12 protein-coding genes are annotated in these 15,382 nt (G+C 65.2%); 9 read left to right on the top strand and 3 right to left on the bottom strand.

What is annotated here, in order from left to right:
* Positions 1–14: 14 nt before the first annotated feature.
* The 7 genes from rimP (at position 15) to pnp (ending at position 8,589) form a co-directional block, all read left to right on the top strand.
* On the top strand, positions 15–485 hold the full coding sequence (gene rimP / locus QZ951_RS07440; RefSeq protein WP_292999907.1) for a ribosome maturation factor RimP: 471 nt from the start codon (positions 15–17) through the stop codon (positions 483–485).
* The gene (gene nusA, locus QZ951_RS07435) at positions 482–1,975 is read left to right on the top strand and encodes a transcription termination factor NusA (protein ID WP_292999906.1); all 1,494 of its coding nucleotides are present in this window, start codon (positions 482–484) and stop codon (positions 1,973–1,975) included. Before rimP ends, nusA begins: the two co-directional genes overlap by 4 nt.
* 19 nt (positions 1,976–1,994) lie before the next feature.
* Positions 1,995–4,700 (top strand): translation initiation factor IF-2, encoded by a 2,706-nt coding sequence (gene infB, locus QZ951_RS07430; protein ID WP_292999905.1) that lies wholly within the window; start codon positions 1,995–1,997, stop codon positions 4,698–4,700.
* Positions 4,598–5,137 carry a 30S ribosome-binding factor RbfA gene (rbfA, locus tag QZ951_RS07425; protein WP_366943834.1) on the top strand — a complete coding sequence of 180 codons (540 nt, stop codon included), beginning with the start codon at positions 4,598–4,600 and terminating at the stop codon, positions 5,135–5,137. Before infB ends, rbfA begins: the two co-directional genes overlap by 103 nt.
* Positions 5,118–6,077 carry a tRNA pseudouridine(55) synthase TruB gene (truB, locus tag QZ951_RS07420; RefSeq protein WP_292999903.1) on the top strand — a complete coding sequence of 320 codons (960 nt, stop codon included), beginning with the start codon at positions 5,118–5,120 and terminating at the stop codon, positions 6,075–6,077. The genes rbfA and truB overlap by 20 nt, the downstream gene beginning before the upstream one ends.
* Before the next feature lie 94 nt (positions 6,078–6,171).
* Positions 6,172–6,441, top strand: a complete 270-nt coding sequence (gene rpsO, locus QZ951_RS07415; protein ID WP_292999902.1) for a 30S ribosomal protein S15 — start codon at positions 6,172–6,174, stop codon at positions 6,439–6,441.
* A 48-nt stretch (positions 6,442–6,489) separates the two neighbouring features.
* On the top strand, positions 6,490–8,589 hold the full coding sequence (gene pnp / locus QZ951_RS07410) for a polyribonucleotide nucleotidyltransferase (protein ID WP_292999901.1): 2,100 nt from the start codon (positions 6,490–6,492) through the stop codon (positions 8,587–8,589).
* Positions 8,590–9,034: 445 nt separating this feature from the next.
* Here the strand turns inward: pnp and phaR are convergent, their stop codons facing one another.
* Both phaR and gluQRS read right to left on the bottom strand, forming a co-directional pair.
* Complete coding sequence (gene phaR, locus QZ951_RS07405) at positions 9,035–9,514, bottom strand: polyhydroxyalkanoate synthesis repressor PhaR (protein WP_292999900.1); 480 nt, start codon at positions 9,512–9,514, stop codon at positions 9,035–9,037.
* Between the two features lie 89 nt (positions 9,515–9,603).
* Positions 9,604–10,551 (bottom strand): tRNA glutamyl-Q(34) synthetase GluQRS, encoded by a 948-nt coding sequence (gene gluQRS / locus QZ951_RS07400; protein ID WP_292999899.1) that lies wholly within the window; start codon positions 10,549–10,551, stop codon positions 9,604–9,606.
* A gap of 233 nt (positions 10,552–10,784) precedes the next feature.
* Here gluQRS and QZ951_RS07395 point away from each other — a divergent pair, with 233 nt between their 5' ends.
* Positions 10,785–11,111 (top strand): antibiotic biosynthesis monooxygenase family protein, encoded by a 327-nt coding sequence (locus QZ951_RS07395; protein WP_292999898.1) that lies wholly within the window; start codon positions 10,785–10,787, stop codon positions 11,109–11,111.
* Between the two features lie 46 nt (positions 11,112–11,157).
* On the opposite strand, the gene queF is transcribed toward QZ951_RS07395, so the two are convergent.
* Positions 11,158–11,583 (bottom strand): preQ(1) synthase, encoded by a 426-nt coding sequence (queF, locus tag QZ951_RS07390; protein ID WP_292999897.1) that lies wholly within the window; start codon positions 11,581–11,583, stop codon positions 11,158–11,160.
* 207 nt (positions 11,584–11,790) lie between these two features.
* On the opposite strand from queF, the gene smc reads away from it, so the two are divergent.
* Positions 11,791–15,357 (top strand): chromosome segregation protein SMC, encoded by a 3,567-nt coding sequence (smc, locus tag QZ951_RS07385; RefSeq protein WP_292999896.1) that lies wholly within the window; start codon positions 11,791–11,793, stop codon positions 15,355–15,357.
* Positions 15,358–15,382 lie beyond the last annotated feature (25 nt).

Raw genomic sequence — 15,382 nt, 5'->3', positions numbered from 1 at the left:
GACGAGGATGCTGGGTGCTGCGAGACCGTTTGATCGAATTGCTGGAGCCGGTGGTCAATGCCATCGGCTACGAGCTGATATTGCTGGAATACAGCCCGCGCGACGGGTCCGGCATGCTGCGGCTGTTCATTGACGCCGAGGCCGGCATCACGCTTGAAGATTGCGAAAAGGTCAGCCGCGAAGTCGCGGCGACGCTCGATGTCGAAGACGTGATCCAGCAGGCCTATCGCCTCGAAATCTCGTCGCCGGGATTCGATCGCCCGCTGGTCAAGCCAGCGCACTTCGAGCGATTCAAGGGCGAAATCGCGAAGATCCAGATGCTGGCACCGGTATCCGGTCGCCGTCGTTTTCAGGGCGTGCTGCTGGGCGCCACCGAAGATGCGGTGATGATCGATGCCGGCGATGGTCCTATTACCCTGCCGTTCGCCGATATCGACAAGGCGAAGCTGGTTCCGAATTTTGACAAGGAGAAGACGGGTTCATGAACAAGAACGTATTGCTCATGGTGGATGTCGTCTCCAACGAGAAGGGCGTCGAAAAGGAAATCATTTTCCAGGCGCTGGAGGCGGCACTCGTGTCCGCCAGCAAGGAACATTACGGCTCGGAGTGGGATATCCGAGTCACGATCGACCGCGACACCGGCGATTACGCGACGTTTCGCCGCTGGACCATCGTCGACGACGAGGACGAGAACTTCGAGACGCCGCTGCGGCAGATCCTGCTCGCGCGCGCTCAGGAAACCCAGCCGGACGCCGTGCCGGGCGATGTCCGGGAGGAATCGCTGCCGTCGATCGAGTTCGGTCGCATCGGCGCGCAGAAGGCCAAGCAGGTGATCTTCCAGCGCGTGCGCGACGCTGAACGTGCGCGCATCGTCGACGCCTACCAGGACCGGGTCGGCGAACTGATGACGGGGCTCGTGAAGCGCATCGAGCGCGGCGCGATCATCGTCGATCTTGGGGGCACCACCGAGGCGATTATTCCGCGCGAGCACGTGATTCCGCGCGAGCCGGTGCGCCCGGGTGACCGCGTCCGCGGCTACCTGTACGAAGTCAGCCCGCAGATGCGTGGCCCGCAGCTGTTCCTGAGCCGCACGCTGCCGGCGTTCCTGATCGAACTGTTCAAGCTGGAAGTGCCGGAAATCGCGCAGGGTCTGATCGAGATCAAGGGCGCGGCCCGTGATTCCGGATTGCGCGCCAAGATTGCGGTGCAGGCGAAGGACAAGCGCATCGACCCGGTCGGCGCCTGCGTCGGCATGCGGGGTTCGCGCGTGCAGAGCGTGTCGAACGAACTGGCCGGCGAACGCATCGACATCGTGCCGTGGGACGACAACATCGCGCAGTTCGTGATCAACGCGATGGCGCCGGCGGAAGTCGAGTCGATCATCGTCGACGAGGACTCGCACGCGATGTCGATTGCCGTTGCCGAAGACAAGCTGGCGCAGGCCATTGGCCGCGGCGGCCAGAATGTGCGTCTGGCATCCGAACTGACCGGCTGGACCCTGAACGTGATGACGGCGGCGGAAGCCGAGTCGAAGAAGGAACAGGAAAACCAGACGGTGCAGGCGATGTTCATGGAGGCGCTCGAAGTCGACGCCGAAGTGGCCACCATCCTCGTGCAGGAAGGCTTTGCCTCGATCGAGGAAATCGCCTACGTGCCGGATGAGGAATTGCTGAACATCGAGGAATTCGACGATCAGATCGTCGAGGAACTGCGCACGCGCGCGCGCGACTGGCTGCTGACCAAGGCGTTGGCCAAGGCCGAGCAGGCCGCGTCGGTGCAGCCGGCGGAAGATTTGCTGGCGGTGCCGGGTGTCGATGAAGACCTCGCGTATCGCCTGGCCGCAGCCGGCGTCGTCACTCGTGACGACCTGGCCGATCTCGCGACCGATGAACTGACTGAAAAAGTGCCGATGGACGACGAAGTCGCGGCCCGGTTGATCATGACCGCCCGTGGCCTTGAGTCACAGAAGTCCTGAACCACTCCGGAGCCCGCCGATGAGCAGCCTTACCGTGTTGGACCTCGCCGCCGAGCTGCGAAAGTCGGTCCCTGAAATGCTGACGCAGCTCAGGGATGCCGGCGTCGCCGTCGCCAGCGAAAAATCACCCATCAGCCCGGCCGACAAGGTCGCGCTGCTGCAGCACCTGCAGAAGCTGTCGCGCATGCCGGCGCCGTCTGGTGCCGCGCTCGGCGCCGGTGCCGCGAGCCGCATCTCGATCAAGCGCAAGGAAACCACCGAGCTGAAGCTCGGCGGCGGACGTGGCGCGCCGACCAAGACGGTCAGCATCGAAGTCCGCAAGCGCCGCACCTACGTCAAGAGCGACGAGCTCGACGTGCCAGAAGTCGTGGCCGCACCGGCTGCGGCAACGCCGGTCGCCGCACCGACGACGGTTCCGGCTGAACCGGTTGCCGTTGTCGAAACGCCCGCGGTCGAGACAGCCGCTGCGACTCCGCCGCCAGCACCGGCTCAAGACTCTGTCGTGTCCGAAGCGGCTGCCGCCAAGGCGGCTGCCGAAGAAGCGGCGGCCAAGGCTGCCGCGGAAGAAGCCGAGCGCGTTCGCGCCGCAGCCGAGGAAGCCGAGCGGGTCAAGGCCGCCGAAGCGGAGCGGATGCGCACCGATCCGATCTACCGCGCCCGCATGGACGCGGAGTCCTCGCGTCGTCGCGCCGCCGAGAACCTTCGCCGCGCGACCGAAGTCAAGATCATTCCGACGCCGGCCCCGGCAGCGCCGGCCGCAGCCGCCAAGAAGCCGGATCGCGCCGATCGTGACAAGGATCGCGCCGGCGGTGGTGGCGATCGTGGCCGCGAGCTGCATCTGGCGGCGGGCAAGGGCGGCAAGCGCGACAAGAAGACCAAGCGCAAGCCCAGCGGTCAGATTCATGTCGAGAACGCGCATACCTTCGAGCGCCCGACGGCGCCGGTCATCCGCGAAGTCGAAGTGCCGGAAGCGATCACGGTTGCCGAGCTCGCCAACCGCATGGCGGTGAAGGCGACCGAGCTGATCAAGGTCATGATGAAGAACGGCCTGATGGCGACGATCAACCAGATCATCGACCAGGACACCGCGGCGATCATGGTCGAGGAAATGGGTCACAAGATCCGTCTCGTCAAGGACAGCGATGTCGAGGACGGCCTGATGACGGCCGCGACCGGCGAGGTCACGGAAACCAAGGCCACGCCGCGTCCGCCGGTCGTGACCATCATGGGCCACGTCGATCACGGCAAGACCTCGCTGCTCGACTACATCCGCAAGACCCGCGTTGCCGCGGGCGAGGCCGGTGGCATCACGCAGCACATCGGCGCGTATCACGTGCAGACGAAGAAGGGTGTCATCACCTTCCTCGACACGCCGGGTCACGCCGCGTTCACCCGCATGCGTGCCCGCGGCGCGCAGCTGACCGACATCGTCATCCTGATCGTGGCCGGCGATGACGGCGTGATGCCGCAGACCAAGGAAGCGATCCAGCACGCGAAGGCGGCTGGTGCGCCGGTCATCGTCGCCATCACCAAGATCGACAAGCCGGATGCCGACGTGGCCCGGGTCAAGACCGACCTGCTGAAGGAAGAACTGGTTGCCGAAGATTTCGGCGGCGACGTTCAGGTCGTCGGCGTGTCGTCGGTCAGTGGTGCCGGCATCGATGAATTGCTCGACGCGATTCTGCTGCAGGCCGAAGTGCTGGAACTGAAGGCCCCGGTCGACACCATGGCACGCGGCACGATTGTCGAAGCCTCGATCGAGAAGGGCCGCGGCCCGGTCGCGACCGTGCTGGTTCGCTCCGGCACGCTGCGTCAGGGCGACGTGATCATCTCGGGCGCCCATTACGGACGTGTCCGCGCGATGTTCAACGAAGCCGGTCAGGCGGTGAAGGAAGTCGGTCCGTCGATTCCGGTGGCCGTGCTTGGCCTGTCCGGTGCGCCGGAAGCCGGCGACGACATCGTTGTGGTCGCGGACGAGCGCAAGGCACGCGAGCTGACCATCCTGCGCGAATCGAAGCAGCGCGAAGCCAAGCTGGCATCGAACCAGGCGGTTCGCATGGACCAGGTCTTTGCCCGCATGGGCGATGGCTCGGCCGAGCAGAAGTCGCTGAACCTGATGATCAAGACCGACGTGCAGGGCAGTGCCGAAGCGCTGGCCGAAGCGCTGCGCAAGCTGCCGAGTGCCGAGGTCAAGGTCACCGTGGTGTCGAGCTCGATCGGTGGCATCAGCGAGTCCGACGTCGATCTGGCGCTGGCGTCGCGCGCGATCATCATCGGCTTCAACGTCCGTGCCGACAGCGTCGCCCGCCGCCGTATCCAGGATACCGGCATCGATGTCCGCTACTACTCGATCATCTATGACGTGCTGGACGACGTGTCCGACGCCATCGGTGGCCTGCTGGGTACCGAGACGCGCGAGCAGATCGTCGGCATCGCGCAGGTTCGCGACGTGTTCCGTTCGTCGAAGTTCGGCGCCATCGCCGGTTGCTTGGTGATGGACGGCGAAGTCCGCCGTGGCCTTCCGATTCGCGTGCTGCGCCAGAACGTCGTCATCTTCGAAGGCGAACTCGAATCGCTGCGTCGTCACAAGGACGACGTCACCAAGGTCGTCGTCGGCACCGAGTGCGGCATCGGCGTGAAGAACTACAACGACGTCAAGGCCGGCGACCAGATCGAGTGCTTCGACCGGGTGCAGGTCAAGCGCACCGTGAAGGCGGAAGCTTAGTGCCGAGGGAGTATTCGCGAACCCTGCGGATCAATTCCCAGCTCCAGCGCGAGCTGTCCGAATTGATCCGCGACGAGTTGACCGACCCGCGCATAGGCCGATTGACGATCACCGACGTGGTCGTCGCCAAGGATGTGCGAAACGCCAAGATCTCGGTCAGCCAGCTTGGCAGCGACGACGAGCTGAAGCAGGCGGTCAAGGCGCTGAACGGCGCTGCCGGTCGCCTGCGTCATCTGCTGGTCGATCGACTGCGCATTCGGCATGTGCCGACGCTGCATTTCTCCGCGGACATGGCGTTGCGCGATGCCGATCGCGTTGGCGGGCTCATTCGCGCGGCCATCGCCAGCGATCTGGCCAGTGAACAGGCTCACGAGCGGCCGAGCGGCGACAACGTCGCGCCGCAGACTCCGGATGACGATGAGCAAGCGGCATCGTGAACGGAGGCTGATCGACGGCTTCCTGCTGCTCGACAAGCCGGCTGGCGCCAGCTCCAACAACGTGCTGCAGCAGGTCCGGCGGCTGTTCGATGCCGAGAAGGCCGGGCACACCGGCAGTCTCGATCCATTCGCGACCGGCCTGCTGCCGATCTGTTTCGGCCAGGCAACCAAGCTCGGCGGCTATCTGCTTGAATCGGACAAGCGCTATCAGGCGGTGGTGCGGCTCGGCGAGAAGACCACATCGGGCGATCCGGAAGGCGAGGTCATCGAGCGTTCGGATCCGACGACCGTGACCCGCGAGCAGGTCGAAGCCGCGCTGCCGAAGCTGCTCGGCGAAATCGAGCAGATTCCGCCGATGTTCTCGGCGATCAAGCGCGATGGTCGGCATCTGTACGAACTGGCGCGGGAAGGCATCGAGATCGATCGCGAACCACGCCGGGTCACGATTCATGAACTCCGCCTGCTGAAGGTCGATTCTGGTGGCTTCGAGTTCGAGGTGTTCTGCTCGAAGGGCACCTACATCCGCACGCTGGCCGAAGACTGGGCAGCGCTGATCGGGCAGTGCGGGCACCTGGTCGGCCTGCGGCGCCTCGAAACCGGGCCGTTTCGCAAGGTCCGGATGGTGACGCTGGCGGAGCTCAATGACTGCAATTTCGATCTCGACCGCCTGTGCAGCCATCTGCTGCCGCTGTCGGCGGCGCTGCAGGACTGGCCGCGGCTCGATGTCGATGCCTTCGATGCGGCCCGCCTGCGTCGCGGCCTCGAATGCGGGCCGTATCCCGCGGCGCAGCCGGGCGAAATGGTCGCCTACAACCCGGAAGGACTGGCCTGCTGCATGGTGCGGGTTGGCCCGAATCGCCGGGTTTCGTCGAAACGCTGGATTGGCCCGGAACCGTCGGCCGAGATGCTGGCCGCCACTTTTTTGCCCAGAAGCACCTGAACCTCCGCCCCCGAACGGTGCGGTTGTGACCCATGGTCACGACCGCTACAATAGCGGGCTTACAGAACCGTAAAGCAATTATTGGAGTTTGATGATGTCTCTTTCCGTTGAACAGAAGTCCGCTGTTGTCTCGAAGTTTGCCCGCGCCAAAGGCGACACCGGCTCGCCGGAAGTGCAGGTTGCCCTGATCACGGAGCGGCTCAAGACGCTGCAGCCGCACTTCGAAGCCAACAAGAAGGATCATCACTCGCGCCGCGGTCTGACCATGATGGTCAACCAGCGCCGCAAGCTGCTGGATTACCTGAAGCGCGAAGACGAAGGCCGTTACTCCAAGCTGATCGCCGAACTCGGTCTGCGTCGCTAAGCCGACGCAGCACCCGCGGTTTCCCATCCGAGTTCGACGGAGCCAGTCATGGTCTATCCCGTAGCGCCCATCAAAAAGTCATTCCAGTACGGTGCCCACACCGTCACCTTCGAAACCGGCGCGATCGCCCGTCAGGCGTCCGCCGCGGTCATCGTCACGGTGGATCAGACCGTGGTCATGGTCACCGTCGTCGCCAAGAAGGATGCGAAGGAAGGTCAGGATTTCTTCCCGCTGACCGTCGATTACATGGAGCGCACCTACGCGGGTGGCCGTATCCCGGGTGGTTTCTTCAAGCGTGAAGGCCGTCCGACCGAAAAGGAAACGCTGACCTCGCGCCTGATCGACCGGCCGATGCGTCCGCTATTCCCGGAAGGCTATTACAACGAGATTCAGGTCGTTGCGATGGTCATGTCGTCGAATCCGCAGATCGACGGCGACATCCCGGCGCTGCTCGGCGCGTCCTGCGCCATGTCGCTGGCCGGCGTGCCGTTCCAGGGCCCGATCGGCGCCGCGCGCGTCGGCTACATCGATGGCGCGTACGTGCTGAACCCGACCCACAAGCAGCTCGAGGAATCGAAGCTCGACCTCGTCGTCGCCGGCACGTCCGATGCGGTGCTGATGGTCGAATCGGAAGCCCAGCAGCTGTCGGAAGACGTTATGCTCGGCGCCGTCCTGTACGGCCACGAGCAAATGCAGGCCGCGATCAAGGCGATCAATGAACTCGTCGCCGAGTGCGGCAAGCCGAAGCAGGCGTGGACTGCGCCGGCCACCAACGGCGACCTGACCGCTGCACTCGAAGCCTACACGGCCGATGTCACCGCCGCGTACGCGATCACCGACAAGCAGGCTCGTCAGGATGCTGTCCGTGCGGTTCGCGACGCCGCGATTGCCGCGCTGGCCGCAGGCGAGACGCCGAAGTTCGAGGCCGCGAAGGTCAAGACTGCGTTCGGCGATCTCGAATACAAGGTCGTCCGAGACCGGATTCTATCGGGCGCGCCGCGCATCGACGGTCGCGACAACAAGACCGTGCGCCGCCTCGACATGGGCGTCGGCATCCTGCCGCGTACCCACGGTTCGTCGGTGTTCACCCGCGGCGAGACGCAGGTTCTGGGCGTGGTCACGCTCGGTACCGGCAAGGACGCGCAGCTGATCGAGAACCTGCAGGGCGAGTCCCGCGATCAGTTCATGCTGCATTACAACTTCCCGCCGTACTGCGTCGGCGAAACCGGCCGCCTGAACGCGCCGAAGCGCCGCGAAATCGGCCACGGCCGTCTGGCCAAGCGCGGCGTCGCTGCCGTGATGCCGGATCTGGTCAAGGATTTCCCGTACGTCGTCCGCGTCGTTGCCGAAGTCACCGAATCGAACGGTTCGTCGTCGATGGCCTCGGCCTGCGCCGCCAGCCTGGCGCTGATGGACGCCGGCGTGCCGATCAAGGCGCCGGTGGCCGGTGTCGCGATGGGCCTGATCAAGGACGGCGACCGCTGGGCCGTGCTGACCGACATCCTTGGCGACGAGGATCACCTCGGCGACATGGACTTCAAGGTCATCGGCACGACTTCTGGCGTCACCGCGCTGCAGATGGACATCAAGATCACCGGCATCACCGGCGAGATCATGAAGCAGGCGCTGGAACAGGCCCGCGCGGGTCGTCTGCACATCCTCGAATCGATGACCGCGACGATTGCCAAGCCGCGTGCCGAGATGTCGGAGTTCGCGCCGCGCATCACGACGATCAAGATCCACCCGGACAAGATCCGCGACATCATCGGCAAGGGCGGCGTCACCATCCGCTCGATCACCGAAGAGACCGGTACCTCGATCGACATCGACGATGACGGCACGATTCGCATTGCCGCCATCGACGGCGATGCCGCGAAGGCCGCCATCGCGCGCATCGAAGCGCTGACCCGCGAAGTGCAGGTCGGCGAAGTCTACGAAGGCAAGGTGGCCAAGCTGATGGATTTCGGCGCCTTCGTGACGATCCTGCCGGGCAAGGACGGCCTCGTGCACATCTCGCAGATCTCCGAGAAGCGCGTCGAGAACGTGGCGGACGAGCTCAGCGAAGGCCAGACCGTCAAGGTCAAGGTCCTCGAAATCGACAAGCAGGGGCGCATCCGCCTGTCGATGAAGGCGGTCGACGTCGCCTGATCAGGCCACGACCGGCGGGCGGGCAAACCGTCCGTCGGTCTTCGAAACCTGTGCAATCGTCGGGCTTGAAACAGACGAATCGTTGGTAGAGAATCGCTCCGCCGTCACCAAGATTGATCTAAAAAACGACGGACAAAAAAAACCCCCTGTTGCAGGGGGCAAGGTGCGAGAAAGGCGCTAGGCCTTTCTGGAGGAGACATTCAAGGCGCAGATAATAATAATTTGCTGCGCCTTTTCATTGTTGGGTAATTGTTGCGGTGCAGTATAAGTGCGTGATTTCGGACTGTCAATTTGGCAGTACTACGTCAAAGCAAGAAAAATCAGCAGCTTGCGGAACCAGTAAGAAGTTTTGACGGCCGTGTCAAATATCCGGACGAGTGGTTGACCGCCGTTACCGTCTAATCTTGCCCGCCTCGGCCTCATAGACAACCAATTCGCGTGCCAATCACTCGCGGCCAGCCGTCGCGGCCTTGGCGCGCGTCAGGTTCTTCAGGAACTCCTTGCGGACCGTGCGCCAGATCGGTACCTGACGTTCGGCCAGTTCCTTCAGACGCTGGACGGGTTGCTGAGCCTGACCCAGCAGGTCCTTCAGCTGCTCGCTGAAATGGGTCTGCTGCTGCAGGAACAACTGCAGCGACATCTCCAGATAACGGCTGATGCTCGGCTGCATCGGATCGCCATAGAAGCGGATGATGTGGGTCAGCAGTTCCGAACTGAAAATCGGATTGCCGCCTTCTTCCTGCTCGGAAATCACCTGCAGCAGGATGCTGCGCGTGATGTCTTCCTTCGTCCGCTTGTCCTCGACCCTGAACTTCACGTTGCTCAACACGAGCTGGCGCACCTCTTCCAGCGTGATGTAGCGGCTGACGTTGGTGTCGTACAGGCGACGGTTCGGATACTTCTTGATGACGCGGATGTCGTTCATGCGATTCACGATGTTGCGGTGCGCAAAGAATGCCAGAGTGAGCCGCCGTTCACCATTCGGACAATCAATCCCGGTGAATTCAGACGACGCTACGCCGCCGACAACGACAGTACGTGCGGAATCAGGCGTGGATTCCAGCGCCGGATCGCTTCGCCAAGAATCTCGTCGACCCGGCCCCGCCAATCCGCAGCAAACGGGATCTGGCCGAGCAGCGTCAGGCCGCGGATCAGGTTCTGGGCGGCTGCCTCGGCATGGATCGGGGCCGCGTGGTTCTGCTTGCTGAGCTTCTGACCGAAGGCGTCGATCAGCACCGGCACATGCAGGTAATGCGGCACCGCGTGGCCGAAATGCTGCATCAGCAACTGCTGTCGCAGGCTGGAGCCGATCAGGTCGGCACCGCGCACGACCTCGGTAATGCCCTGTTCGCGCTCGTCGACCACGCAGGCCAGCTGGTAGCCGATGCGGCCGTCCGAGCGGCGGATGACGAAATCTCCGACATCCCGAACGAGGTCGCGACGGATCACGCCATGCAGCGGATCTTCAAGCGCGATCTCGCCAGCACCGACGCGTACCCGCCAGGCCACCGAGCTGCCCGGGGAGTCGACAATGCTCAGGCTTCGGCAAGTGCCTGGATAGACCGGACCGTCGATGCCGGCGGCCGAGGTTTCCGCCAGTCGGGCACGGGTGCAGCTGCAGCGGTAGCAGTGGCCATCTTGCCGCAGGTGTTGGAACGCCGCCTCGTACGCCGGCAGATGCTGCGACTGGTAGCGCTCGGCTTCATCCCAGTGCAGGCCATGCGCGTCGAGTTGGCGAAGGATCGTCGTGACATGTTCCGGCTTGCACCGCGGACCATCGATGTCGTCGATCCGCAGCAGCCAGCGCCCGCCGGCCTGCCGCGCGGCAAGAAAGCTCGCCAGCGCCGTGGCAAGCGAGCCGAGATGCAGCGGCCCCGACGGGGTCGGCGCGAAGCGGCCGCGATAGCCGACCGCGGGAGCGGCAGCAGACGGGACGTCGGCGGCAAGCGGGGAGAGAGTCACGGTGGGAACGGGCAGGCCGGGTCAGAAGGCGGATCGCACGCTGTGCATGGTCGATGCTGCTGTCATCGGCGGCAAGGTCGTCCGACCCGACCCGACACTTCGCGGCAACCGGGCCGGACGATTCGCGGATCGACGACCACAAAATCGCGTGATTCGCCGCCAGACTGACGCAGAATGGCAAGTCACGGCGGTACGCCAACCTCACGCACCCTCGATCACGCCAATCAACGCTCATGACGCAGAAATCCGCCGTCGGCTTTGCCGTGCTGTACCAGTGGGAGGTCAAGCCGGGCAAGGTCCGCCAGTTCGTCTCGGCCTGGGCCGATCTCAGCGAGTCGCTGCGCGCGGAGCGTGGCGCGCTCGGCTCGCGGCTGCACCGTTCCGAGCACGGCACCTGGATGGCCTATGCCCAGTGGCCGACGCGGGCCGCCTACGAACGGGTCGGCTCGCTCGATGCGGTCAATCAGGACGCCCGCGAACGCATGCTCGATGCGATCGAAGACACCTGGCCGCCAGTGTTCCTGACGCCCCACGACGACCGACTGGACCCGATCGACTGAGGGCGCAGGCGGCAGCCAGCGCGCGTGGCGGCCGCAGCAGCCGGATTCAGTGACCCTGGAAGCCGTTCCACATCGCCGGCGGCAGCGAGACCACGTCGGCAAAGTCCGGCTTCCACGACGGATCGCGATGCTCGACAGTGACGTGCGTGTAGATGCCGCCACGGACATACCAGTCGGCGGTCAGACGCATGAAGCGCGGCTGGGTGACGGCCACCAGATCGTCCAGCAGCTTGTTGGTGACCTTCTCGTGGAACGCGCCTTCATCGCGGTAGCTCCACAGGTACAGCTTCAGCGACTTGAGCTCCACGCACAGCTCGTTCGGGATGTATTCGAGATACAGCGTCGCGAAATCCGGCTGGCCGGTTTTCGGGCACAGGCAGGTGAATTCCGGCATCCGCATGCGGATGACGAAATCACGGCCCGGATTCGGGTTCGGGAAGTTTTCCAGCTCGCGCGACGGCTTGGTCGACATGGTTCAAGGCTTGGGGTTGGGATTCGAGGCGCGCATTGTGCCAAATGACCGCACGGCCGACCTGCGAGCGCGTTTCCGGGCGCACGTCGCTGCCGCGAATCTGCAACACGGGCGCGATCCATTAAACTTGCGGCCGCTGCAACGGGCTGGCACCGATTTCCGGAAAGCCCCGCGGCGCATCCCACCGCCTGCTCTACGAATCCCTGAATGCGTCTGTCCGGAATCAAACTCGCCGGGTTCAAGTCGTTTGTCGACCCAACCAGCCTGCCGCTGCCGTCCCGGCTGACCTCGGTCGTCGGTCCGAACGGCTGCGGCAAGTCGAACCTGATCGACGCCGTGCGCTGGGTGCTCGGCGAGGCCAGCATCAAGAACCTGCGCGGTGCCGATTCCGAGGACGTCATCTTCAACGGCTCGCGCAGCCGCAAGCCGGCCGGCCGCGCCAGCGTCGAACTGACGTTCGACAACAGCGATTTCCAGGTCACCGGGCCGTTCGCGGCGTATGCCGAACTGGCGGTCAAGCGCGAACTGACGCGCGACGGCGGCAGTCAGTACTACCTGAACGGCACCAAGTGCCTGAAGCGCGATGTCACCGACCTGTTCCTCGGCACCGGTCTCGGCGGCAAGAACCAGTACGCGATCATCGAGCAGGGCATGGTCTCGCGGATGGTCGAAGCCAAGCCCGAGGAGCTGCGCCAGCTGCTCGAGGAAGCGGCCGGCATCTCCAAGTACAAGGAGCGCCGCCGCGAAACCGAGTCCCGGATCAAGCAGACGCGCGAAAACCTGAGCCGTCTCAACGACTTGCAGGGCGAACTTCGGGCGCGGCTCGACGTCCTCGCGAAACAGGCCGCCAATGCCGAAAAGTACAAGCAATTCAAGGAAGAAGAGCGACGTCTGAAAGCCGAGGTGCTGCTGCTGCGGCTGCGCGCGCTCGAAGCCCAGGCGGTTGCGCAGGAAGCGTCGATCGAAGGCTTCGACGAAGCGCTCGAAGCCGCCCGCGCCGCGGTGGTGACGGCCGAGGAAGCGCGCGATGCCGCCGATGCCCGGCTGCGCGAGGCGAGCACCCGGCTCAATGCCGAACAGGGGCAGGTCTACGAGACCGAAAGCGCGCTGGCCCGCCACGAGCAGAATCTGGCGCATGCCCGCGAGCTGAAGAATCTTCGCGTGCGCGAACTGGAGCAATTGGAAGGGCAGTTGTTCGAGCTGACCCGGCGGCGCGATCAGGAACAGCTGCGCCACCAGTCGCTGACCCAGGCCGCTGCCGCCGCGCAAGCGCGCGCCACCGAGGCCGAGGAGCGCGAGCAGGCGCAGCAGTTCGCGCTGGCCGATGCCGAATCGAACGTCGCCGAAGAGCAGAGCCGCTGGGAGGCGTTTTCGCAGCGCTCGCAGGCGCCGATGCTTGCGGCTGAAGGCGAGCGCGTGCGCGTGCAGGGTCAGGAGCGGGCGCTGACTCAGACCGAGGAACGGCTGCGCCGGCTGAGTGCCGAGCACGCCGCGCTCGATGCCACGCCGATCCGCGATTCGCTGAGCGAGGTCGAAGCGGAACTGGCCGGGCTCGATGACGAGCTGGCCGAAGCGCAGTCACGCCTGCAGTCGGCCGATGCCGAACTGCAGGCCGCGCGCGAGCAGCGCACGGCGGTCGAAACCGGCCTGCATGAAGCCCGTCAGGCGCTGCAGAGCGCTCGCGGCCGTCAGGCCTCGCTCGAAACCTTGCAGCAGGCGGCCTTGCGCGAAGACGACGCCGATCTCGGCCACTGGCTGCGCAGCAACGGTTGGGCAAACCTGCCGCGTCTGAACACGGCGCTGCAGGTCGAAACCGGCTGGGAAGCGGCGGTCGAGCACGTGCTGAGTGGCCTGCTGCAGGCACCGCTGCTGCCGGAATGGCATGACAGGCTGACCGCGACCGGTCCGAAATCCGGCGCCACGCTGCTGCATGCCGAGGCCGGCGCACCGGGATATGACGGCACGCTGGCGGCGCGTGTGACCGGGCCGGCCGCGGTGATCGATTGGCTGTCCGGCATCCGCGCCGCGGCGTCCGCTGACGAGGCCGCGCGGCTGGCGGTGACGCTCGGCCCGGGCGAATCGGTGATCACGCCGGATGGCACCTGGCGGGGGCGCGCGTGGATTCGCTACCCGAAGCTCGATCCGCAGCACAGTGGCGTCATCGCGCGCGGGCTGCTGCTGAAGCAGCTGAAGGCTTCGGTCGAGGAGCTGACCGTGGCGGTCAAGACCGGCGAACAGCAGCTGATGGAGATGAACACCCGCCGCGTGCAGCTCGACAACGAGCGTCGCGGAGTCGCAGCCCGGCTGGACCAGACCCGCAGCCGTCATGGCCAGCGGCTGGCGCATCGGCAGGCGCAGGCGGTGCGGCTGGAGCAGACCGAGAACCGCATCCGGCAGCTCGGGCAGGAGGTCGAACTGCTCGCCGCGCAGCGTCAGCAGCAGGCGGATGAACTCGACGAAGCCCGCGCGCGGCTGCTGGAACTCGAAGACACCGCCGAGCGCCTGCGTGCGGAGCGCGCCGAGCGCAGCCGCGTGCTGGCAAGCAGCCGCGAAGCGCTGACCCAGGCACGCAGCGCGGCACAACAGGCGGCGAGCCTGCGCAATCAGGCGCAGATTCAGCTCGCCAGCCAGAACAGTGCGCTGGCGGCGGCGAATCAGTCGCTGCATTCATTCGCCGAACAGCGCGAGGCGCTGGAACAGGCGCTGCAGTCGCGCCGCGCGGCCGGCGAGGAACTCGATGCGCCGATCGCCCAGAAGACCGCGGAAGTCGAAGCCGCGCGCGCGGCCGTGGGGGAAGCGCGGGATCGCTTGCGGGTCGCCCGCGAGGCGCTGACGGCATCCGAAACCGCGCAGGCCGAGGCCACGCGGACGCTGCGCGCCGCCGAAGGCCGCAAGGAAGCCGCGCAGGAGCGGCTGCAGAGCGCGCGTCTCGAATTCGAGAACCTGCGCGCCCGGCGCGAGGGTGCCGACGGTCTGTTCGCCGAAACCGGCTTCACCCGCGAGGAACTGGCCGAAGACCTCACCCCGGATGCCAACGGCAACCTGCCGCTGGAACTGTGGGAGGAAAAGCTCGGCGCGATCGGCCGACGCATCGACCGACTCGGCGCGATCAACCTCGCCGCGATTCAGGAACTCGAGGAAGGCCGCGAGCGCGAGGCCTACGTCAACACCCAGCACGCGGACGTCAGCGCGGCGCTGGCCACGCTCGAAGAAGCGATGGGTCAGCTCGATCGCGAGACGACCGACCGCTTCAAGACCACGTTCGATCAGGTCAACGACATCTTCAAGGCCCGCTTCCCGCAGCTGTTCGGCGGCGGCGAGGCCTATCTGGAGCTGACCGGCGACGCGCCGGAAGGCGAGACCGCCACCGTGCTGAACCGCGGCGTGAAGGTCATGGCGCGGCCGCCGGGCAAGCGCAATTCGACGATTCAGCTGCTGTCGGGTGGTGAAAAGGCGATGACGGCGGTGGCGCTGCTGCTGGCGCTGTTCCAGCTCAATCCGGCGCCGTTCTGCCTGATGGACGAGGTCGACGCACCGCTCGACGATGCCAACGTCGGCCGCTTCTGCGAAGTCGTGCGGGAAATGTCGCAGGGCGTTCAATTCATTATCATTACGCACAACAAAATCACGATGGAGCTGGCCGAACATCTCCACGGCGTGACGATGCAGGAACCGGGCGTGTCGCGACTGGTCAGCGTCGATGTGCAGCAGGCTGTTGCGCTCGCCGGTTCGCCCGAGGAAGCGGCGGCCGAAGCGGCACCGCCGGCAGCGTGAGTTCGGTCAGCGAATCAGGGCCAAA

The organism is Nevskia sp. (assembly GCF_021732705.1).
In the GTDB taxonomy this organism is placed as follows: Bacteria; Pseudomonadota; Gammaproteobacteria; order Nevskiales; family Nevskiaceae; genus Nevskia.
The sequence above is the reverse complement of the archived record's forward strand: the minus strand, read 5'-3'. Positions and strand labels throughout refer to the sequence as shown.